Consider the following 22,192-nt stretch of genomic DNA (forward strand, 5'->3'; position numbering starts at 1 on the left):
GCCAGCCGTCCGAAACCGCTCTCCCGATTTCGTCTGCGCAAAGCAGGGCACTACTATTAAATAAGCACTATTTTAGCTGTTTCGTCAAGTTCGCCATTTCAATTGCAGCTGTAGCAGCATCCCAGCCTTTATTGCCGGCCTTCGTTCCTGCACGCTCAATCGCCTGTTCAATGTTCTCCGTAGTAACCAATCCAAAGATGGTCGGCACCCCTGTTTTCAGATTAATTGCCGCTACCCCTTTAGCCATCTCGTTGCAGACATAATCATAATGTGTTGTTGATCCACGGATAACCGTTCCGAGTGTGATGACCGCATCGTATTTGCCGCTTTCGGCCATTTTCTGAGCGATAAGCGGGATTTCGAAAGCTCCCGGTACCCAAGCTACATCTACTTCATTATCTTGCACACCGTGACGTTTGAACGCATCCAGCGCCCCGCTAAGCAACTTGCTCGTAATAAATTCATTAAAACGTCCAACTACCACGCCATATTTTAAACCTTCCGATACCAAATGTCCTTCAAAATAGTTAGGCATTATCGTCATCTCCCTGTCGATATATAATGTTATAGGTGCTGCAATTGAACATGTGAAATCTCCAATATTTACATATCAGAAAATCATCGTGAGTAGCTGAAATTACTGTTCATTCTGCTCGATATCATCAAACTTGAGCATATGGCCCAATTTGGCTTGCTTGGTGTGAAGGTAAGCTGTATTATCTTCATTCTCCTGCATCTGAATCGGTACACGCTCTACCACTTCCAGACCATATCCTTCCAAGCCTTTAATTTTCCGTGGATTATTCGTTAATAATCGAATCTGACGAACGCCAAGATCCTTCAAAATTTGTGCACCGATCCCATAATCGCGCAGATCAGCAGCAAAACCAAGCTTCAGATTGGCATCCACTGTATCCAGACCTTCTTCTTGCAGCTTGTAAGCCTTGAGTTTGTTGATTAAACCGATCCCACGGCCTTCTTGTCTCATATAGAGCAGTACGCCATTACCCTCATCATGGATCTGCTTCAGCGCCGCATCAAACTGCGGGCCGCAGTCACAACGGTGAGAGTGGAATACGTCGCCAGTCAAACATTCGGAGTGAACACGAACCAATACAGGTTTGGAACCGTCAATATCCCCTTTGACCAAGGCAACATGTTCTTTATTATCCACTGCATTCGTATACGCCACTGCCTGGAATTCGCCAAAGTCCGTCGGCATACGAACGGAAACTTCACGTTGCACCAGCTTCTCCTTCTCATTCCGGTAACGAATCATGTCCTGGATACTAATCAGTTTCAGATCATGCTTACGTGCAATCTCCTGCAGGTCAGGAAGTCTGGCCATCGTACCATCTTCCTTGATCACTTCACAGATGACACCTGCGGGGTAAGAGCCGCACATGATCGCCAGATCAACTGCCGCTTCCGTGTGTCCGGCACGACGCAACACACCGCCGTCTTTAGCAATGAGCGGAAACATGTGACCCGGCTTGCGAAAATCACTGCTTTTCGCATTCGGATCAATCAAACCTTTAACGGTAATGGAACGCTCATGCGCCGAGATTCCCGTCGTTGTATCTTTGTGATCCACAGAGACCGTAAAAGCTGTCCCATGGAAATCCGTATTCTGCTGAACCATCGGTTTCAAATTTAATTCATCTGCCCGCTGCTGCGTAATGGGAACACAGACGAGTCCTCGACCTTCAGTAATCATGAAATTGATAACCTCAGGGGTTGCTTTTTCAGCCAAAGCAATAAAATCCCCTTCATTTTCCCGATCTTCGTCATCAACCACGATTACGGGTTTACCACGCATCAAATCATAAATAGCTGCCTCAATTGAATCCAGAATGGATGGCTCGGATTGTTCTGACATCAGCTGCACCTCCTGTTTCCGGTTTATTTAATATTACTCATTCGTGCGTGTGCACTACAAATCAAATCATTTGGAGCCTTCTGTGGTTTATACTTTTCTCTCGCTAAATTATGCAAATCCGTGATTGGAAAGAAACTCTTCACTGATGCTGCTTGGCTTGCCTGATTTCGTTTCCGGATGACCCTTGCCGTATTGTAACAAATGATCTACATATTTCCCCAAAATATCGCATTCAATGTTGACGGTATCTCCTGTCTTTTTAACATTTAACACCGTTTCTCCAATCGTATGAGGAATAATCGAAACCGTGAAGGAACTGTGAGTCGTCTGTACCACCGTCAAGCTTATCCCATCCAAAGTGACCGAACCTTTTGGAATTAAAAATTTGAAAAGTTCATGGTCATCGGGCTTGATTTCGAACACAACCGCATTCTGATCTCGCGTAATGTTGCCAATCACTCCGGTTCCATCCACATGACCTTGAACGATATGACCACCGAATCGTCCACCGGACAACATGGCTCGTTCTAGATTAACCTTGCTGCCGGATTGAAGCTGGCTGAGATTGGTGTGGCGATACGTTTCCGGCATGACGTCTGCTGTAAAACCTCCGCCTTCCAGGGTGGTTGCGGTAAGACAAACTCCGTTAACCGCTACACTGTCACCAATCTTCAGATCCTCCATAATGACGGAAGCAGCGATATTCAGAACCAGAGCCTCGCCTTTACGGCCAATACGCCGGATCTGACCGACTTCTTCCACCAAACCCGTAAACATGCTATCGTCCCCCTATTCTGGCCAAACCGGAATACCGCCAATGCTGATATTATCTCCAATTTGCTCAATTTCCAGCTGATGCAATTGAATCGCTTGACTCATACGCTCTACGCCTTCAAAACGGAAACTTCCCGGTGTATCATATCCACCCACAATCTTAGGAGCGATAAACATCAGCAGACGATCTACCAACCGAGCTTCCAGCATTGCACCATTTAGTGTACCGCCGCCTTCTAGCAGAATGGAGCCAATCTCCCGTTCTCCGAGCTTGCTCAGGCCATGTAGCAAATCTACGCGTGGCCCAGGTCCGCAGCGAATGACTTCAACACCGTAAGCTTCAAGACGCTCAGCGGCTTCCTGGCTGGCTTCATCCGTTGTAAGTACCCACGTTGGGGCCAGACCGTCCTTGACCATTTTGGAGCCTACAGGCAACCTCAGCTTGGAATCCACTACGATTCGTACCGGACTGATGCCTTCCACCTGCAAACGGGTAGTCAGTTCGGGATTATCGGCAATTACCGTATCCACGCCAACCATAATGCCCTGATGACGGTGACGAAGCGCATGCACAATTTCACGCGCCGGCTCGTTGGAGATCCATTTGCTGTCACCGCTACGCGTAGCAATTTTACCATCCAGCGTAGATGCTGTTTTGAGGGTAACGAAAGGAAGGCCCGTAGTAATAAACTTAATAAACTTTTCATTCATACGTCTTCCGCGTTCGCGCAAAATACCCACTTCAACTTCAATGCCTTGTTGACGAAGCATACTAATGCCTGTACCAGAAACCTGCGGATTCGGGTCTTCACAACAGACCACCACTCGTTTAACCTTCTCGTGAATCAAACGTTCGCTACAGGGTGGAGTTTTACCATAGTGACTACAAGGTTCCAATGTGACGTAAACGGTGCTCCCCACCGCGTCGCTTCCAGCCATATTCAAGGCATGCACTTCCGCATGACCTGTCCCCCGTTTCAGATGGCTTCCCAGGCCAACAACCCGTCCATCTTTAACAACGACACATCCCACGACAGGATTAATTCCAGTCTGTCCTTGTGCCCGTTCTGCCATATCCAGTGCTAACGCCATATAAAATTCATCATTGATCATTTCCATATCCGTTCACCCCACGGTTATAATCTTGAACTAAAAAATCCCTACCGAACAATCTGTTCAGGTAGGGATGATGGAAGACTACTGTCTCTGCAGGAGAGATGAAACACACTAATACCGACACTTCACCATAACCATTGACAGGTACGTGAAAACAAACACATACCCTGCTGCATATCCATTCGAGCAACAGAATGATATACATAGAATCAGGTGAAGAGTTCTATATAACGGTATTATGTACCAGAAAACTCATTATAAACAAGCCTTCCACACACAACATCTGAACGAGCTGGATGTTATGTGACACCACTCCTGCGGAGTGCAGCCTCATTGGCGTGCACCCACTCCTTCTCCCATCCAGACTATACTGTCGGTTCTGGAATTACACCAGATCAGCCATCTGCTATAAGCAGACAGGTCACGGACTTTGCGATGTCGTGGAAAATAGTTCCCCAACACGCATCACCGCCGGTAGGGAATTACACCCTGCCCTGAAGGATCGCTTTCGTTATTAATTGGATGTTAGCACTTTAATGTCAAAAAATCAATTCATTTTTGTTTCTTTTTGTCACATACTAACTTTTAATAAGCATTTATATTACAAAATCCGCATCTCATACGAGATACGGACTTCATCCAATAATGAAGATAATTTCTAAAGGTCTGGAAAACACCAGCTTGCCATGTGCCTCAAATCCTTTGCAGCGTGGAAAGGAACACTCTCAGGCTTGGGCTGGGAAGCAGCAGGAGCTGGCATATCCCGAGCTACTCTTCTAACCCAACTGGTCGAGTCCATTCCGATGGCCGAGCACTGCCAGCGCTCATCCGGCCTTGGACGAACGGTCAGAATAAGGTCTTCTTTTCCCGGCATTTCGGGGAACACGCCATCCAAATATTCAACGACGGCACGTTTGTCCCTCACTTCATGACAGTATACTGTAACCCAAGAGCCACTCAGTACCTTCACTGCATATACATCTCCAGGCCGCACTTCACCCGTACCGGCATCCGGAGATTTTTTCGGTACCTTCGCCTTGGTACCTACACCTCGTCTGCTTTCAAATGCACCAATAACGGTCTCACTCACCGGTGGACTTGGTTCAATCTTGTCCTCAAATAATACATCACTGCAGTCGAATTCATTAAAAATCCGGGCCAGATTGTCGTCGTTGATTCCTACAGATGAATCCCACCATGCCAAGGGCGCTTGTACCTCAACGCGGGTATTAGGTCTCTTGTCGCGTTCTGCATATGAGGTGAAGGCTGTAATCATTCCTGGCTGTTCTGGCGTGTCCAGAATACCGATCAGCGCCAGCGTTTCAAGCAAATCGCGGTAAACATATACTTTTTTCGTAGGCAGGAATTGTTCTTTTTTGAGTGCATCCGCAGCCTTGCTGTACCGAGTTTTAGGTGGCAGATTACGCAGCACCGTTAACACCGCGCGCAACGTCCAGCGATCATACTCATTAGGAACAGGAAGCTCCTGCGAAGCAGCCATCTCTCTCAGAGCCAGTACATGTCCAAAAACGTCTCCATCCAGCGGTGTGCCGTTGGTCATTCGCCAGTACCACTGTAGCGAAGTATCTACTCCGTCATTGACATCCAAACCACAGATCTGGCACTTACGACTGGAGGGATATGGACTATATTCATGGTCAGGTATACTGCTTGCAATCAGTTTTCCTGTAAGAAGTGAACGCCAGATCATTGGCGCTGACCATAGAGAAGCCACAAACGCCTGTGCAGCCTCCTGAAGAGTCCAACGCTCAGCCAATGTTCTCAATTCTCGGATCGTCTCCTCATGCTGCGGTCTTACAAAGTGATTTGGCTCATGTCCGGCAGCCTTTAGTGCCTGCAATTGCTCCGGCGATACGTCCTCCGGCACAGTCTGTCTTGAAGCACCCAACTCCTCGTCCCAAATCGTGCTCTCACTATAAATGTGTTGAAGTAGTTTAAGCTGCTGTACAACATCTAAAGTCAAAGTTACAACATCCTCTCACAGTAGTTCTGAAAACATGTAAGCTTGTAAGCTCAGTATATTCGGTGCGCTGTGAAACCTCATGTATTTGGTTTCAACAGTCTGTACCTAGCTAGAATAACCTACGTCCAACTCATCCCGCCAGTTCCTTTAAGCTTATTTTCGATAACACATCGCAAGGCAATTATGCAAAAAGGTAGTACAATGCACAAAACCCCTCGTACTTCCGTAATAGGAATGTACCAGGGGTTAACTTGATGCGCTTAATCAGTTTAGTTGAAATTAAACTTCTACAACTTCAACTGTTTCCATTTTGTCGCGGCCTTCAAAAGCATCAACAAACTCCATGCCTTTGCTTACTTTTCCAAATACCGTATGTTGTCCGTCCAAATGTGGCTGTGGCTGGTAGCAGATGTAGAACTGGCTTCCGCCTGTGTTGCGGCCAGCATGTGCCATAGCAAGTGTTCCACGCTCGTGTTTGTTCGGATTGATCTCACAGTTAATTGTGTAACCAGGACCGCCAGTACCGGAACCACTAGGGCATCCGCCTTGAGCCACGAAGCCCGGGATCACACGGTGGAAAACGAGACCGTTATAGAAACCGGAGTTTGCCAGCTTTTCAAAGTTTGCTACCGTATTTGGAGCTTCCTGATCGAACAGGTCAATCAGAACTTCTCCGCCGTTTGCCATTTTAATTTTCGCTTGTTTCGCCATATGTAAATGACTCCTTTCAATTTTGAGCAAAGTAATTGTGACGCAATACCGAATTTGTGGTCGAGCATTACAGCACTTTTCTTAGTTTACACCGAAAAGAGCCGAATCGCAAAAGAAAGAGCTATTTTTTTTGATTTTATACTCTCAACTACAAGCCTATAAGTGTGCCGAATAGATGCCACATTCATGACAAAGGACGGATAGGGCAAGCCCGTTCCGTCCTCTTCTGATGGTATTTGGAACTTATGATACAGAAACATGGAGTATTTCTTTTCCAGGTCCCTGCTTGATGAATTAACGAGTAACCGGCTGTTTGCCAATACGTGCTGGCACGAGGTCATTTTGGATAATGTCCTGATACGACTCACGACGTACAACTACATCGCCTTGACCGTCTTTGACAAACACAACGGCCGGACGACGAATCCGGTTGTAGTTGCTTGCCATGGAATAGTTATATGCCCCTGTGCAAGCTACGGCAAGCAGATCACCGCTCTCCACTTTTGGCAGATCCAGATCCCAAATCAACATGTCACCGCTCTCGCAGCACTTACCCGCTACAGATACCGTTTCTGTTGCCGCTTCGTTTGCGCGATTTGCCAGTACGGCCTCGTATTTGGACTCATACAACGCAGGACGTGGGTTATCCGTCATACCACCGTCTACAGCTACGTATTTACGCACGCCTGGAATGTCTTTGCTCGTTCCAACGGTGTACAGCGTTGTACCTGCTTCACCTACGATGCTGCGGCCTGGCTCAACCCAAATCTCAGGCACTGCATAGCCGATTTGTGCGAAATGATTTTTTACCGCATCGGTAATGGCCTTCACATACTGAGCTACTTCAAGCGGTGTGTCACCATCAATATAACGGATTCCGAATCCGCCTCCCAGGTTTACGACTTTGAATGCCACATTCAGGCGCTCATATACACTTGCTGCAAATTCAGCAACACGTTGAACCGCCATCTGGAATCCTTCCACCTCAAAAATCTGGGAACCGATGTGAGAATGTACACCGAGCAATACCAGGTTGGATTGTTTGGATGCAAGTTCAATTGCTTCAAATGCTGTACCGTTGCCGATATCAAAACCGAACTTGGAGTCCGTTTGTCCTGTGGAAATATATTCATGCGTATGTGCCTCAACCCCTGGCGTTACACGCAGGAGGACGTTTACTTTACGGTTTTTGTCCGCTGCGACAGCTTGGAGCAGGTGCAACTCGTTAAAGTTATCTACCACGAAGCATCCAATCTCGGCGTCAAGCGCCATTTCGATCTCTTCGAGCGTTTTGTTGTTGCCGTGGAAATGAATGCGTTCTGCCGGGAAACCTGCTTGCAATGCCGTGAACAGTTCGCCGTCAGAGACAACATCCAGAGAAAGACCTTCCTCTGCCGCGAGAGCACACATCGCCATAACACAGAATGCTTTGCTTGCATATGCAACTTGGAAGCCCAAACCTGAAGCACGGAATGCGTCCATGTACTCTCTGCAGCGCTCGCGAACCAATTGCTCGTCCACAACATAGAGCGGTGTTCCAAATTGCTCTTTCATATCCGTAACGTCTACTCCGCCAATCTCTAGGTGACCTTGCTCATTTATTCTGCTTGTACCGTGTAAATACATCGTTTGCATTCCTCACTTTTTGTATACTGGAACAGTTACTATTCCATTGATTTTACACCAGTATATCAAATTAAGCCGGGAGATGAATGGATTTTTCGGCACATCATTTGTGTTTTTTACTTTTTCGCAATTCACCATCGGGATCTTCAGACATCTTGGTGTTGTCACGTGTTTTGTTGAAGGATGGACGTTTCTTGCTGACAAGCAATGGAACCCTGAACAGGAAGTTGCCAAATGCCTTTGCATTAAAAGGTATAAATGGCCAAAGATAAGACGAGTTATATGAACGGTGAATGGTCAACGCCACAACCAGCAACGTGGTTCCAACGACCAGCCCCGGCACCTTAAATATCGCAACCGCGATAAGCAGTAGCAACCTGACGAGTCGATTAGCGAGTCCTAACTCGTAACTCGGTGTTGCGAACATTCCGATTGCCGCAATAGCCATATAGAGCACTACCTCATTGACAAAATACCCCGTTTTCACCGCGATATCTCCGACCAGTATTGCCGCAATCAGACCCATGGCTGAGGCCAGCGGGGTCGGCGTATGAACCGCAGCCATCCGCAATAAGTCTACACCCAGCTCGATGAGCAGAAATTGCAAAATAATCGGTAACTTCACGTTTTCCTGTGGACCGATGAAATCCAAACCGACCGGTTTGAGCGAAGGCTCGATCACCATCAACATCCATAGTGGCAGTAGAAACAGAGAGATCAATATGCCTGCAAAACGCACCCAGCGCAGATAGGTTCCCATAAGAGCAGTTTGTCTGTTCTCCTCTGCATGCTCGCATAGATCAAAAAAAGTCGTCGGCAAGATCATTACGCTGGGGGATGTATCTACAAAAATAACGACTCGTCCTTCCAGCAAGTGGGATGCTGTAACGTCAGGGCGTTCCGAATAACGAACAAGGGGAAATGGATTCCATCCTTTGTTGATGATTGCTTCCTCCAACTGTTTATCGGCAGCCGGAATACCGTCGATATCGATTCGTTGTATTTTTTCCTTTACCGAATCCACCTGCACCTTATCCACTATATCGTCAATATAAACCACACATACATCGGTTTGGGTTCTCCGTCCTACCTGCATGAGTTCAAACTTTAGTCCGGGGTCCCGTATTCTGCGGCGCACCAGCGCTACATTGGTCAGCAATGTTTCGGTAAAACCATCCCGTGAACCACGAACCACGCGTTCAAGCGAAGGCTCTTCGGGCGATCGAACCGGATAACTCCGGGTGTCCATAATAAGCACGGTCCGGTCTCCCTCGACAAACATGGCACTCATGCCCATCAGAACCTTGCTGATTACAGCACTCATCTTCTCGACTCGTTCCACCTGGATATGGGGAATGTAACATTCGAAGTAGGACTTGAGCGCATGTTCCGATATCTGATCCGGCGTAAGGTACGTTAATCTTTTTAATACTTCGAGCAAAATTTCATCTTTGGCAAATCCCGTAAGCAGCAGCAATCCTACATGTTTGCCGCCAAGCACCATCTCTCTCATGTCCACATCAAAAGACTCGCCTAGGCCAAGCACTTGCTTGAGCGTGTTTTTGTTATCATCCATGCGTGGAGAAATATCATCGTTGTGTTGCCAATAATGAACGGATTCCTCAATGCTGTCGGACATCTCGTTTTGTTTTTTCTTCTGGTACGCCTTTTTCTCTTCTTCCCGCTGGATCTCGTAAGCCGACTTGTGCATCATCTCTTCCGTTATACCGTCGCTATGTTCATGCTTCGCCTGATCCGTATGATCGTCCATGTCCATCCTCCTTTTACCTGTCATGCCGCTTTACCTTTGGTATATGAAAAAGTCAAATAACGAGCCTGTCATTTTGCCAAGAATCATCGCCAGCAACAGTCCAAACAAATATGATCTCATACCCAGCCTTTTTGCTAAAATAGGTAGTACATTTAAAACTTCGGTCAGCGCTGCAGCCAGCAGGCCAATAAACACACCGCAGAACAGCCCAACAATGGGGCTGAGAAGCATAACACCATTCATTTTCCAATGCCAGAAATCAGCAACCGTGCCCAGCAACGAACCTCCAATGAGAGCTCCCTCATACCAATGCGTTTTGTCATAAGAATGCGTAACCTGCGCCAGTCTGGGAATCATGTCAAGCACAAGGATAAGGGCAATAACACCGCTCCCCACAGCGATTCCCCCGGCAATGCCAAGCACGATGCTAATCGCTCCGTTAAGCACGCTCATCGTCGTTCAACTCCCGTTGATTCTGCTCATGCATCCGTTCTGTCTCTTCAATGACGACATATTGGTCTACATTTTGCTGGTAAAGGAACATTTCCACTTCGAGGGGTGTAGGCTCTTCATTCCATTTTTTCTTAAACAAATGGTTGAAAAAGACGGCCATGCCAAAGCCGATTCCAAGGGAATAGGCGAGCTGAAATAAGTACGGATGCTCATCTCTGTGTCCTGTCAGCATCTCAACAATACGGATCTGCACTTCTTGCATGTTTACGTCCGCGTGAAAATTCATAATCGTTAGCGCTGAGCCGAAGAACAGCAGTAGCCATACCAGGATAAACAAGGATTTTGAAGCCTGACTCTTTCTCGCCATCACTTCGACTAACGTATGCCCGGGACCCATCAGCTCCACATTTACATCCGGTATCAGTTGCCGAATTCGGGGAATAACCTGCAAAATGTCAATAAGGATCAGGTTGCCGTCCTCCGGTCCGGGCCGCAGCAGTTCCAGCTCCAGCAGCCTGTCCTCCTGATCCTCGGATGAGGCCAGTACGTGGGCAATGTCCCGCAGTTTGACCGCTCGCCCTCTCTGAATGCGAATTCGGCTGCGCATGCGAACGTAGACCGTTGGAGTGGGTATCTGGGACATCCCAAGCACTCCTTTACTGCGTAATTTAGGTTAGTATTTGAAGAATGTGCAAATTTATTACATTTAAGTTGGAAAAGAGCGTGGACGGGGCGCTGAACGCTCCGGGATGGATCGGTATCGGGCGCTGGTTATCCCCGGATTTCTCGTTTTCTCCTTTTCAAGGAGGAAATCCCGTGATAAACGCGCTCGCTTCGCTCCTTTTACCGATTCCTTCCCTCCGCTGGCTTGCCTCCTCTTTTTTCCAAACCAAAGGAAAGAAACTTGCGGGGGGAGGGCAGGGGATAAAAGCTGGAAGTCTGGTCGTGGAGGAAAAGAGTATGGAGGGCGGTGGGCGATCTAGATGGGATCGGCTTAGGAAGAAATGAGAAAGGCAAGCCAATATACTTTATCTCTCCTCCTCTAAATATACTTGGCCAGATCGTATTTGTTGTATCAATGTAAAGGCGTTCTTTTCATCATTTTTCGGAACTGTTCAATGAAGTAGCTGGTACTGTTGAACCCAACCTCGTAAGCGATTTCGGTGACACTGCGCTGTGAGAAACGTAGCAACTCTGTACTTTTTCGAATTCGATAATCCAGCACATATTGCATCGGTGTCGTACGCAGTATTTGCTTAAAGGTTCTGCATGTCTCTGCACGACTTAACTGACCTACCTTTGCGATATCCTCCAGCCTGAGCGGTTCAGTATAGTTTTGATGAATCCACATCAGCATCTGTTTTATACGCCGACTTCGGATCATCTCTGTTTCGTTATGTTCCAGAAAGTAACCATTCTTGATTAGACCTTTCCAGATCTCCAGCACAGCTGCTGCAACGTTCAATTCATAGTAAGGAACCTGCTTTTCAATCTCCTGTCTCACAGCCGTGATGTTTCCAAGTACCTGCTCTCCCCATGAGTTAGATTTCTCAATCATTAGAAATGGTAAATTCGTTGCAGTTACATATGGATGTACGTATTTCATGTCAAGTTCGGCAGGTGCCAGTGATTGCGGAGCCACGTTCAAACAAAGATAAATGCCTTGCTCCTCCGCACTAAAATCCTCTGCCATGTGCATCATGCCTCTGTTGATGAACAACCCATTCCCCTGTAAAACCGCTACTTGCTGTTCATTAATATGAAATAATACCTTACCTTGAATGACCGCTACAAACTGCAATTCATCATGCCAGTGCAAAGGAATATATCCTTGTACATGCTTTGCAACGGTTGTCCGGTAACAAGCAATAGACAGATCATCTGTGCGATGCTCTGTCATTTCTTTTAGCTTTTGATTGATTTCAAATTTTATTTTTCGCATCGCTCTCATCTCAATATTGTTATATTTTTTGTGTAATTTTTGATAGTAATCAAATCAATACAAACAGCCCTGCCATTTATTATCTTTGGCTTGGTCGGCATGTTGGCTGTACAGTACACTTACATGGCTTCCATTGATCACGGCAATGCAGCTGTCGCCACACTTTTGCAATATCTTTCTCCTGTCATGATCATGGTATATATGGTACTGCGCAAACAATCCCTACTTACAGCCAAACTTATAATCTGCGCTACTCTGGCGCTTGTGGGATGTTTTCTTCTGCTTACAAATGGCTCTCTGCATCAGTTATCCGTCTCGCAGCCAGCAGTGATCTGGGGATTGTTATCTGGTGTATCTGCTGCATTTTATACATTGTATGCGGTCAGATTACTTAACGAATTTGATTCTCTCGTGGTCGTTGGCTGGGCCATGGTGATTGGTGGAGTGGGTATGAGCTCTGTTCATGCGCCATGGAAGATCCGCCTTACACTGCTGACATCAGAGACCTGTAGTTATTTGTTGTTTTCCATATTGATTGGAACGTTACTCGCATTCTGGTTCTACATTGCCAGCCTGAAATACCTCACGCCTCAGGAGACCAGCTTGTTAGGGAGCGCGGAGCCTTTAGCAGCAGTAGGTACCATGGTCTTTTGGTTACATGAACCCTTCGGCATCTATCAATGGTTAGGTACTGGCTGTATTATCCTTTTAATTGTCATTTTACAGTTCAACGTTCCTCCTCCGTGTCCGCATAAAATATTAAAACGACAAATAACCTCATCGCTAAATAACGCGAATTGAGGTTGTTAGTTGTCGTATTATGATGAATCTATACCCATACCGGTGGATGGAATCAGCCCTGAATCAATCCTGAATTACTGCGCGATTTGATCGCGAATCGATTGCAGTATTTTTTTCTCCAACCGTGAGACTTGTACTTGGGATATCCCCAGCCTGCTTGCCACTTCGGATTGAGTCTGATCCCTGTAATACCGAAGGTATACGATAAGTCGCTCCCGTTCACTCAGGCCACCGATTGCTTCATTCAGTGCCAGCTTGTCAAACCACTTCTCCTGAGACTCATCCGCGATCTGATCCATCAGTGTAATCGGATCACCATCATTCTCGAATACCGTCTCATGAATGGAGGTTGGCGGTTTGTTAGCCTCCTGGGCGAATACCACTTCCTCCGGGGTAACCCCGAGTTCAGCAGCAACTTCCTTAATTGTGGGCAATCGATCCAGATGTTTGGACAGTTCATCCCTCTTCTTGCGAACTTTATTGGCCATCTCTTTCAGCGAACGACTGACCTTCAAGGTTCCGTCATCCCGCAGGAAACGCTGGATCTCACCAATAATCATCGGTACCGCATACGTCGAGAACTTTACGTCATAACTGAGATCGAACTTGTCCACTGACTTGAGCAGGCCGATACAACCAATCTGGAACAGATCCTCCGGTTCATATCCCCTGTTCATAAAACGCTGCACGACGGACCAGACGAGTCTGATGTTGCAGTTCACCAGCGTATCCCGTGATTCATGGTCACCCGACTGACTGAGCGCAATCAGCCGTTTGACCTCGGCATCGTCCAAATAGGTCTGTGAAGATGGTTTCACTTCAGCATCCATAAGAACACCAACCCCTAATTATACAATGCTTTCTTGGATTCAATCCTTTTTTTCATCTTGATGGAGGTGCCTCTGCCGGGCTCACTGCTGACTTCGAATTCATCCATAAAATTTTCCATAATGGTAAAGCCCATGCCCGACCGCTCGAGTTCGGGTTTGGACGTATACAGCGGCTGTTTAGCCAGATCAAGATCTTCGATACCTTCGCCACGGTCCTCTACAATGATCGTGATCATATCGTCACGAATCTCGGCTTGAATGGTCACAACACCTTCCGGATTGTTATTGTATCCGTGGATGATGCTATTGGTCACCGCTTCGGAGACGACCGTCTTTAGATCACTAAGCTCGTCCATCGTGGGATCAAGCTGAGAGATAAAAGCCGCAACGGTGACCCGTGCAAACGATTCATTCTCCGACTTGGCCGCAAATTGCAGATTCATGAAATTTGCCCCTGTTCCTTCATTCATGAGACGACCTCCAGACCTGAGAGAGCAGTGCCCTCATTTTCGTATATCGGCATGATCTTGAACAATCCCGACATTTCCAGCAAACGGTATACCGGCGGATTTACATCACAGACGACCATTTTGCCGCCTTTATTTTTGATCAACTTGTATCTTCCCAAAATAACACCTAGTCCTGAACTGTCCATAAACTCGAGGTCTTTTAAACTTAGCACCAGATGTTCACATTGCCTGCGCTGTATCGCTTCATCCATCTGCATACGTACCATATCAGCTGTATGGTGATCCAGCTCCCCGGATAATCGCACAATCAAAATCCCGCGGTGATGCTCCATGTCCACATTCAAGTTCACGTTTGCCCACTCTCCTCCCTGTCTTAGAACAAAGTTTTCTACGTTGCCAAAAGCTTTTCCTGCCCCCCGACAAAACTAGAAGAAAACTCCTATTTAACTACAAAAACCGTTCCAGCCCCAGGGAGAATGGCGTTTCCTGCCAACTAATCGAACAAGTTCGAGGTTGTGCGCTTGAACAGCTTCCACCAGCCTGCCTTACCCACGTCTTGCGGAGCCTGGATATCGAATTCCTTAATCACTTCGTTGCCTTGATATACGACGAGCTTACCCACACTCTGACCCGCTTTGACTGGAGCTTTCAATTCTTTGGCTACAATCAGCTCATGCCGGATATCTGTCGACTTGGCTCCTTTGCGCATCAGAACACTGTAGTTTTGCGCAGCATTCAGCGGCATCTCCGCGACATCACCTTTTTCAATTTTCAGACTGCCTAGCAGATCACCTGCTTTGTACAGTGCCTTCATCGTGTACTGAGCAAATGCATAATCAAACATGGAAGATACTTCACTGTTCCGTGTTTTCGTATTCGGCTCACCAAGGACTACCGCAACGACTCGCAGCCCATCTTTAGAAGCTGTAGCCGACAGACAGAATTTCGCTTCGGACGTGTACCCCGTTTTCAAACCGTCCGCCCCTTGATAAAAACGCACCAGTTTGTTTGTATTCACGAGCCAGAAGGGCTTCTCGGAGTCTTTACGCAAGTAGTCTTGATAAGCACCCGTGTACTTCGTAATGCCCTGATGTTTTAGCAGTTCGCGGCTCATCACCGCGATATCGTGCGCAGAGGAATAATGATTATCCACCGGCAAACCGTTCGCATTGGCAAAACGTGTATCCTTCATACCCAGTTCTTGTGCACGCTCATTCATCATCTGTACAAAAGCCTCTTCAGAGCCGGCAAGCTTCTCGGCCATGGCCACAGATGCGTCATTGCCGGAGGCCATCGCAATGCCTTTTAACATATCATCCACGCTCATCTCTTCTCCCGGCTCCAGAAAGATCTGTGAGCCCCCCATAGATGCCGCATATTCACTCGTTCTTACCTTATCCGTTAATTTCAGCTTGCCTGAACTAATCGCTTCCATGGTAAGCAACATGGTCATAATTTTCGTTATGCTTGCCGGAGGCAGCTGATCATGGCTGTTTTTCTCATAAATAACAGTTCCCGTATCTGCATCCATCAGAATAGCAGAACGTGCCGATGGAGCCAAATCCGCTCCGCTAGCAGTTTTAGGTGTTTCCTCTGCCAAAGCAGGAGATGCCATTACGGGTAGCAGCATACAAAGGGTCATGAACGATGCCATTATTCTTTTTTTCACTAGGTTCCCTCCTCAAATGAATAGCGCGGTGGTAAGTCCTCGCATGTACTGCTATCCATTGTCGGCGGGTTTGAAGTAAATTATTCCAATCTCAGCAGGTTTTCCCTAACTTTTTTTACTATATAAGTTGAACTAAAAATTTTACACGGTCCACTCCGATGACAGAATAACCTGGAGAGTAGCGGTTATCCCCAGATTTTTTGGATTCCCTTTTCCAAAGGGGAAAATCCGGTGATAAAGGCGAAGCCTATGCTTCCGATGTAGCTTTCTTTCAGAAAGCTTTCAGCTCCGCTTTTTCAGGTTTTTTCTGTCCTCTCCGTTATTGTGTAAAAGAATAGTTCAACTTATATAAGAAGAAAATTATTTATAGGATTTACCTATGTTATTTATTATTTATATATATTTCTCCTATTAGAGAAATCAGATTATGATGTATATGTCACCATTGAAATAACGGAGGAGGAGGATTCTGATGTCTTTTTATGATAATAAGGTCCATTTCATAGATGGCAGGCTAGCTGATCTAGCTATATACCGAGGAAAGGTACTCCTTGTTGTAAACACAGCCATCAAGTGCAGCTACTCTCGTCAATTTGAGACCCTTCAACAGTTGTACGAAAAGTACCAGCGTTATGGTTTCGAGATTCTTGCATTTCCGTGTAACCAGTTTAATGAGAAAGAGCCCGGGAACAATTCGGAAGTGAAAGCTCATTGTGAAAATCGATTGAAGTTAACGTTCCCGTTATTTGAGAAAATCGAAGTCAGGGGGCTGAACGCTCATCCGATCTTTCAATTTTTAACCGAACAAGCACCATTTCTAGGCTTTGACACCGAAACGGCTAGCGGGGAATGGATGGACCATTTTCTAAACGAAAAATTCCCCGATATTTATCAAGGTGATGGGGTCAAATGGAACTTCACTAAATTTTTAATCGATCAGCACGGCCAGGTGCGAGGAAGATTTGAGACAACGACGGAACCCTTTGACATTGAATCAAGCATTCAATCATTGCTATCCATCTAAAGTGAATATCATCATTCTCCTATTTCATATTATAAAAAAAGGAACAGCTCATTGAGAAAACATCATTCAATGAATTGTTCCTTATTGAATCCTTCAAACTAAAGATCGCTTTTGTTCATTCTTCAGTTCATCATTACATCTTAGGAATAACAGCCAGCACGAGCGCCAAGAAAGCTTCACGTACACGCTCCGTCGTTTCCATTACCTCATCATGAGACAAAGGCTGATCCAAGATCCCCGCTGCCATGTTACTGATGCAAGAAATGCCGAGCACTTCAATGCCCGCATGACGCGCTACGATTACTTCGGAAACGGTGGACATTCCTACTGCATCGGCACCAAGAGTACGAAGCATTCTGATCTCTGCTGGAGTTTCATAGTTAGGTCCGAGCAGACCAGCGTATACACCTTCTTGCACATTAAAACCTTGAGCTGCCGCTGTTTCCTTAGCAAGCACACGCAGACGACGGCTGTAGGCTTCGGACAAATCCGGGAAGCGTACGCCTAGCGCAGCATCATTCGGACCAATTAGCGGGTTTTTGCCAGTCATATTCAAATGATCGGAGATGAGCATCAAGTCGCCTGCTTGATAAGCAGTATTTACGCCACCAGCTGCATTCGTTACTAACAGGCTGCTTACGCCCAGCGCTTTCATGACACGTACCGGGAATGCCGTCAATTCCGGGCCATATCCTTCGTACATATGAAAGCGTCCTTTCATCATCACAACCGGACGACCTTGAATCGTGCCAAGCAGCAGTTCGCCTTCATGTCCTTCTACAGTGGACACCGGGAAATGCGGAATATCCTGGTACGCAATGTTAACACCATCCTCAATTAGTTCAGCCAGAACGCCGAGCCCTGACCCGAGAATCAAACCGACTTCCGGCTTGATGGAGCTTTTGCTTTGAATGTAGGCTGCCGCCTCTGTAATCATCTGTTGGTTTAGTGTTGTCATAAGTTGTTATTCCTCCTTGAGTCGTAAAGAACCGTTTATGATTCAGCGGGGTTGTTATGTCTTGAACCTGTGTTGGCTTAAGAAATCAGACATTGAACATGCATCCGCATATGTATAACGGCATAGTTAGTTTCAAATATAAATTAACTTAAAAGGCTACAGTATCCCTTTTTGCATGCATAGTGCAAACCATAAGCTAAGCCTTATTTTGCACGTGGATGATGGGTCTCATAAATTTCTTTCATCGTCTTGCGCCCATGCTGACTGTATTGCTGTCCGGGCTGTTCGACATGACCAAGCATGTCCTGCACCGCACGAGTGTCAGCTCCGCTCGCAATAAGGTGAGCCGCAAATGAATGGCGTAGCGTATGTGGGGTGATCTCACCCGAGATCCCCGCGTCCACAGCAGATTTTTTCAGCAACTTCCAGAATCCCTGACGGGTTAATCGTCTGCCGGATACATTCACAAATAATGCCTGCTCGTCCGTTCCTGCTTTAAGCAATTGTTCACGGAACTCGTCTATATATACGCTCGCCCAGTGGGCAGCCGGTGCACCAATCGGAAGAATGCGCTCTTTACCCGCTCCGCCGCAACGAATGAAGCGCATACCAGGCTGGACATCCCGTACATCCAGCGCAATCAGTTCCGACACCCGAATGCCCGTAGCGTATAACAACTCCAGCATGGCTCGATCTCGAACGCCTTGGGGTGAGCTGACATCTGGAGAAGCAAGCAACAGTTCGATCTCCGGAATCGTAAGAACTTGGGGAGGTGTCTTGTCGGCCTTGGGTGCTTCCACATCAAACGTAGGGTCCTGTACAATCTCGCCACGCCGCATCAGAAAATGGAAATACGATCGCAAAGACACGATGCTGCGAGCAATCGTTGCATTCGCACGGCCGTCCTGTTTGAGCTGACCTACAAATAAGACAACATGTGTTCGTCTAACCTCACTCGCCTCGCGGATTCCATATTCCTTTTTCACAAATTCAACGAACTTGTCCACATCTCGAAGATAGGATTCCAGCGTACTGCTCGACATCCCTTTATCTTCTTCCAGGTATAAAGCATAGGCGTGTATGGTCTGATTCATGTACAACACTCCTCATCTGACAGCAATGCCAAACGGCAGGCTGCTTCCGTATTTGCATCCCTGACTGTCGGAGCTACTCTTCACGCCTTCAGCTACTCACCGTACCAATAGAAGAGACGAAGCCGCTCCGCCATCGTAGGACGTGCTTCTCCAGTGCCTGGCCAATCCGTTTCCTGAAATACCTTAACCGCATTGCCCGTTGGCATCTGATACTGATCCACAGGTGAAATCCAGCCGTTAAACAGATCGAGTACGTGGTAGAAAAGATACACCAGCGCAGCAAAAAATACAATAAATCGTATAAAACGGAGCCCTCTCCGCACAGATATAATCATTGGAACTGTCCCCTCCCGTATTTCAAGTCCAGTATCGTTCTTGAAACAGGGTATGTCCAAATGTCCGGGAATATGCCTTGAAGAGTCAACCATAAGCCAGGTTCGTGACCAAAAAAGCTCCCCCGTCAAAACCGCCGGTGAGAGCTTGAAGATAGGCTATGTTATTCTTCATCTTTGGGCTTTTGTTCATTTTTAGCTTTGCAACGATAACAAATTCCATGAAAGTCCAGTCGGTGATCTACGACCGAAAAGTTAAATTCCCGCTCCAGTCGTTCTTCAAGCGGTCCAAGCCAGTCCTCACGTATTTCATCCATACTTCCGCATTGCACGCAGATTAAGTGATGATGGTGATGCTTGGATGTATCTCCGCGCAGATCATAACGCGCTACACCGTCGCCGAAGTTGATTTTCTCTACAACATGCAGCTCACTCAATAGTTCGAGGGTACGGTACACGGTTGCCAGACCGATTTCGGGAGCCTTTTCTTTAACGAGCATGAATACATCCTCTGCACTCAGATGATCTTCTTCATTCTCTAAAAGTACTCTTACGGTGGCTTCCCGTTGGGGCGTTAATTTATAACCTTGGGACTGTAGTTGCTGCTTAATTTTATCAATCCGTGCTTCCATTTTCTCCCTCCCCCTAGGAAATCACTGCACACTGCAACTTAACCCACTCTTTTCATTATAGGGGGAGTTCAATATCAAAGTCAACATTTTAGGACATGCAGTGCATGCTAAACAGGAAGCAACATCGGCGTGACCCAGCGCATCATTGCGGGGGTAATCCACGTTTCAAACGAAGCCACACCAAGCAGTAATACCGCCATAACTACCGTCAAAATAACATAGGAGGCAAACGGCCTTTGACGGCCAGCTGCACGGTGCATTAAAACGCGATTGCGTATGATATATAACGAGAACGTCATCGCAGCCACACTACAGATCAGCAGGATTGGAATGACGAACAGATTATGCGGCGCTACGGATACAAGTGCAAACAGCAGCCCTTTCCACGAGTACTGTCCGACGAGATACCCTACGGTAAAACCGATTAATACCCCTTTTAAAAAATCCAGAACCAGTATGCCTGGTAAACCTACAACAGACAAGCCGAGAATGAAGATCAAACCGACCCATTTTAGATGAAGCATGGCGATATCCCAATAAGCGGTGTGCTCCGTCCCTTGCGAACTATGCTGCACCGTCATAAAGAAGTTGCCCAAATAACCTTCAAGATCCTGTCGCTGTTCCAAGGAAAGCGCGTTGACCATCAGTGCACCAAAGATGACACCGACCAGAAACAAGACAGCGACGAATACATATAACGAGGTTTGCCCTTTGAACGTAAAATAAGAAGAACGCATACAGGTACGAGCCCCCTTTCCGGTTATCCTGCTGCAAGGAGATATAAGACATATCAAACGTTAGACTTAATCATCCTTATGATTCAGCTTATGAACCGGGGCTCACCTGTATGACTTCTTGTCCGAATTATAACAACCCGCTCTACTCATCATACTCGTTCTACATTTTCTGAGATGTCTGCTCTTTGGCCGCGACCTTGCCGTATGTGCCCCCACCGCCAGAGGACAATGTCAGCCCACCATTACGAGCCGCTACGATCAATTCAGCGAGCACCGAACCAACCACCTCGGCTAGCTGAGCTTCGTCTGTACGATGCAAGACAGCCATCTCTGTTCCGAAACGATCCAGTAGTTGACGCAGCTTGGCTTTGCCAAGCCCTGGAATGAATTCGAGTGGAACTTGATAATAGTATGGCGGCCTGTCTGCAGGAAGCTCCGGTTGCTTACGATCAGCAATAGCCAGAATACGATCGAGCACCCCTTGAACCAGCTTGGGGCTACCACACAGCGGACACCGTTCAGCGGACAGATCCTTCTCATCCATAACGCTACCACATGCTCCACAATACGTCCGATGATATTTACCAAGTTTTGGATTCAAACCATAATTGGCCGCAATATGTCTTCCCTCTTCCCCTCGCAAGGCCATACGGAATTCGTCAAACGAAGGCGATGCAATCTGTAACTCATTGTATTCCCGCCCGATTTTACCTAGTGAATGCGCATCCGAATTCGTTAGAAACGGAACTTGATCCAGTTCCCGAATGTAACTCGCCATAGAGGAATCCGAGCTTAGACCCAGTTCAACCGCATCCACAAGGCTTGTATCCAGCACATCCGCCATACGTGGTGCTGTACTGCCATAAATGCCCTTGTGCGGGGTGAACACATGAGCGGGAACAATCAACCCGCCGCGCGCTTTGATCTCCGCTTGCATCTCAAGAGCCGGCACGTAGACCCGCTGGGAGCTTAGGTTTACATTTTTCATATAACGTGTCATCCAGGTTGTAAAAGACTTCATGGTACCCAGATCCCGGAAGTAGGCGAGCATGTGGAACTCACGCATCTCAGGCTCGCGAAGCTCGATTTCGGTTCCGAGCAGAATGGTGGTGTCCTGATACGCAATACCGCCGCCCTCAACCTCAGACATCGTACCGTTCTCCAGCAGCTCCTCAATATCTCTCTGCACAACCGGAGAATGGCAATCAATGACCCCAAGCAAATGAATTCCTTTACGAGTGGAGGCCTCCCTGGCTATATTCTCAAAAGTTAAGTCACGGCTGCCGCTGATTTTAACTGCCTCACCACGGGACGTGCGTCCGATGTGGATATGCAGATCCGCATAACATGGCTCCCACAGCGGTAGCGTTCCCTTTTGATTTTGCATGA

General features: G+C 47.0%; 23 protein-coding genes, 1 pseudogene and 1 riboswitch. Of the genes and pseudogenes, 3 read left to right on the forward strand and 21 right to left on the reverse strand.

From position 1 onward, the window contains the following. Positions 1-67: 67 nt before the first annotated feature. The 10 genes from ribH to M3629_RS24725 all read right to left on the reverse strand — a co-directional run bounded on the left by ribH (position 68) and on the right by M3629_RS24725 (position 10,957). Entirely contained in the window at positions 68-535 is a 468-nt protein-coding gene (gene ribH, locus M3629_RS24680) for a 6,7-dimethyl-8-ribityllumazine synthase (RefSeq protein WP_090922403.1), read from the reverse strand. Between the two features lie 102 nt (positions 536-637). Further along, complete coding sequence (locus M3629_RS24685; RefSeq protein ID WP_154888507.1) at positions 638-1,879, reverse strand: bifunctional 3,4-dihydroxy-2-butanone-4-phosphate synthase/GTP cyclohydrolase II; 1,242 nt, start codon at positions 1,877-1,879, stop codon at positions 638-640. A 108-nt stretch (positions 1,880-1,987) separates the two neighbouring features. Continuing rightward, positions 1,988-2,656, reverse strand: a complete 669-nt coding sequence (gene ribE / locus M3629_RS24690; RefSeq protein WP_251511075.1) for a riboflavin synthase — start codon at positions 2,654-2,656, stop codon at positions 1,988-1,990. Positions 2,657-2,668: 12 nt separating this feature from the next. Beyond that, on the reverse strand, positions 2,669-3,772 hold the full coding sequence (gene ribD, locus M3629_RS24695) for a bifunctional diaminohydroxyphosphoribosylaminopyrimidine deaminase/5-amino-6-(5-phosphoribosylamino)uracil reductase RibD (protein WP_251511076.1): 1,104 nt from the start codon (positions 3,770-3,772) through the stop codon (positions 2,669-2,671). Between the two features lie 341 nt (positions 3,773-4,113). Then, positions 4,114-4,275: riboswitch (FMN riboswitch) on the reverse strand. 152 nt (positions 4,276-4,427) lie between these two features. After that, a complete protein-coding gene (locus tag M3629_RS24700) occupies positions 4,428-5,753 on the reverse strand; it encodes a hypothetical protein (protein WP_251511077.1) in 1,326 nt (441 codons plus the stop codon). Positions 5,754-6,032: 279 nt separating this feature from the next. After that, positions 6,033-6,464 carry a peptidylprolyl isomerase gene (locus M3629_RS24705; protein ID WP_123062216.1) on the reverse strand — a complete coding sequence of 144 codons (432 nt, stop codon included), beginning with the start codon at positions 6,462-6,464 and terminating at the stop codon, positions 6,033-6,035. A gap of 294 nt (positions 6,465-6,758) precedes the next feature. Next, positions 6,759-8,090, reverse strand: a complete 1,332-nt coding sequence (gene lysA / locus M3629_RS24710) for a diaminopimelate decarboxylase (protein WP_251511079.1) — start codon at positions 8,088-8,090, stop codon at positions 6,759-6,761. A 103-nt stretch (positions 8,091-8,193) separates the two neighbouring features. Continuing rightward, positions 8,194-9,804, reverse strand: a complete 1,611-nt coding sequence (locus tag M3629_RS24715) for a spore germination protein (RefSeq protein WP_435368272.1) — start codon at positions 9,802-9,804, stop codon at positions 8,194-8,196. Between the two features lie 87 nt (positions 9,805-9,891). Further along, positions 9,892-10,314: a stage V sporulation protein AB gene (locus M3629_RS24720; RefSeq protein ID WP_251511081.1), complete on the reverse strand. Its 423-nt coding sequence runs from the start codon at positions 10,312-10,314 to the stop codon at positions 9,892-9,894. Beyond that, positions 10,301-10,957, reverse strand: coding sequence for a stage V sporulation protein AA (locus M3629_RS24725; RefSeq protein WP_251511083.1), 657 nt, complete (start codon positions 10,955-10,957; stop codon positions 10,301-10,303). Before M3629_RS24725 ends, M3629_RS24720 begins: the two co-directional genes overlap by 14 nt. Before the next feature lie 173 nt (positions 10,958-11,130). Between M3629_RS24725 and M3629_RS24730 the strand changes: the two genes are divergently transcribed. Beyond that, positions 11,131-11,322, forward strand: coding sequence for a hypothetical protein (locus M3629_RS24730; RefSeq protein WP_251511085.1), 192 nt, complete (start codon positions 11,131-11,133; stop codon positions 11,320-11,322). Between the two features lie 67 nt (positions 11,323-11,389). Here the strand turns inward: M3629_RS24730 and M3629_RS24735 are convergent, their stop codons facing one another. Then, positions 11,390-12,256: a helix-turn-helix domain-containing protein gene (locus M3629_RS24735; protein ID WP_251511087.1), complete on the reverse strand. Its 867-nt coding sequence runs from the start codon at positions 12,254-12,256 to the stop codon at positions 11,390-11,392. Positions 12,257-12,301: 45 nt separating this feature from the next. Between M3629_RS24735 and M3629_RS24740 the strand changes: the two are divergent. Then, positions 12,302-13,057 (forward strand): annotated as a pseudogene (locus M3629_RS24740) (DMT family transporter); the annotation flags it as partial. A 74-nt stretch (positions 13,058-13,131) separates the two neighbouring features. On the opposite strand, the gene sigF reads toward M3629_RS24740, so the two are convergent. The 4 genes from sigF to M3629_RS24760 form a co-directional block, all read right to left on the reverse strand. Beyond that, positions 13,132-13,887 (reverse strand): RNA polymerase sporulation sigma factor SigF, encoded by a 756-nt coding sequence (gene sigF, locus M3629_RS24745; protein WP_090922432.1) that lies wholly within the window; start codon positions 13,885-13,887, stop codon positions 13,132-13,134. Positions 13,888-13,901: 14 nt separating this feature from the next. Then, positions 13,902-14,357, reverse strand: a complete 456-nt coding sequence (gene spoIIAB, locus M3629_RS24750) for an anti-sigma F factor (RefSeq protein ID WP_251511089.1) — start codon at positions 14,355-14,357, stop codon at positions 13,902-13,904. Beyond that, on the reverse strand, positions 14,354-14,707 hold the full coding sequence (spoIIAA, locus tag M3629_RS24755; protein WP_090922436.1) for an anti-sigma F factor antagonist: 354 nt from the start codon (positions 14,705-14,707) through the stop codon (positions 14,354-14,356). The genes spoIIAB and spoIIAA overlap by 4 nt, the downstream gene beginning before the upstream one ends. A gap of 143 nt (positions 14,708-14,850) precedes the next feature. After that, positions 14,851-15,987, reverse strand: a complete 1,137-nt coding sequence (locus M3629_RS24760) for a D-alanyl-D-alanine carboxypeptidase family protein (protein ID WP_435368273.1) — start codon at positions 15,985-15,987, stop codon at positions 14,851-14,853. Between the two features lie 511 nt (positions 15,988-16,498). Between M3629_RS24760 and M3629_RS24765 the strand changes: the two genes are divergently transcribed. Next, a complete protein-coding gene (locus M3629_RS24765) occupies positions 16,499-17,050 on the forward strand; it encodes a glutathione peroxidase (RefSeq protein ID WP_251511091.1) in 552 nt (183 codons plus the stop codon). A 133-nt stretch (positions 17,051-17,183) separates the two neighbouring features. On the opposite strand, the gene M3629_RS24770 is transcribed toward M3629_RS24765, so the two are convergent. From M3629_RS24770 to M3629_RS24795, 6 genes are all read right to left on the reverse strand, one after another. Continuing rightward, complete coding sequence (locus M3629_RS24770) at positions 17,184-18,008, reverse strand: purine-nucleoside phosphorylase (RefSeq protein ID WP_251511093.1); 825 nt, start codon at positions 18,006-18,008, stop codon at positions 17,184-17,186. A 203-nt stretch (positions 18,009-18,211) separates the two neighbouring features. Then, positions 18,212-19,102, reverse strand: coding sequence for a tyrosine recombinase (locus M3629_RS24775; protein ID WP_251511095.1), 891 nt, complete (start codon positions 19,100-19,102; stop codon positions 18,212-18,214). 92 nt (positions 19,103-19,194) lie between these two features. Continuing rightward, positions 19,195-19,437, reverse strand: a complete 243-nt coding sequence (locus M3629_RS24780; protein ID WP_090922446.1) for a DUF4227 family protein — start codon at positions 19,435-19,437, stop codon at positions 19,195-19,197. Between the two features lie 161 nt (positions 19,438-19,598). Beyond that, positions 19,599-20,066, reverse strand: a complete 468-nt coding sequence (locus M3629_RS24785) for a Fur family transcriptional regulator (RefSeq protein ID WP_090922447.1) — start codon at positions 20,064-20,066, stop codon at positions 19,599-19,601. Between the two features lie 107 nt (positions 20,067-20,173). After that, positions 20,174-20,803, reverse strand: a complete 630-nt coding sequence (spoIIM, locus tag M3629_RS24790; RefSeq protein ID WP_251511097.1) for a stage II sporulation protein M — start codon at positions 20,801-20,803, stop codon at positions 20,174-20,176. A 160-nt stretch (positions 20,804-20,963) separates the two neighbouring features. Beyond that, positions 20,964-22,190 carry an endonuclease Q family protein gene (locus tag M3629_RS24795; RefSeq protein WP_251511099.1) on the reverse strand — a complete coding sequence of 409 codons (1,227 nt, stop codon included), beginning with the start codon at positions 22,188-22,190 and terminating at the stop codon, positions 20,964-20,966. Positions 22,191-22,192: the final 2 nt, after the last annotated feature.

Origin of the sequence: Paenibacillus polysaccharolyticus (assembly GCF_023714295.1) — a bacterium.
GTDB lineage: Bacteria > Bacillota > Bacilli > Paenibacillales > Paenibacillaceae > Paenibacillus > Paenibacillus polysaccharolyticus_A.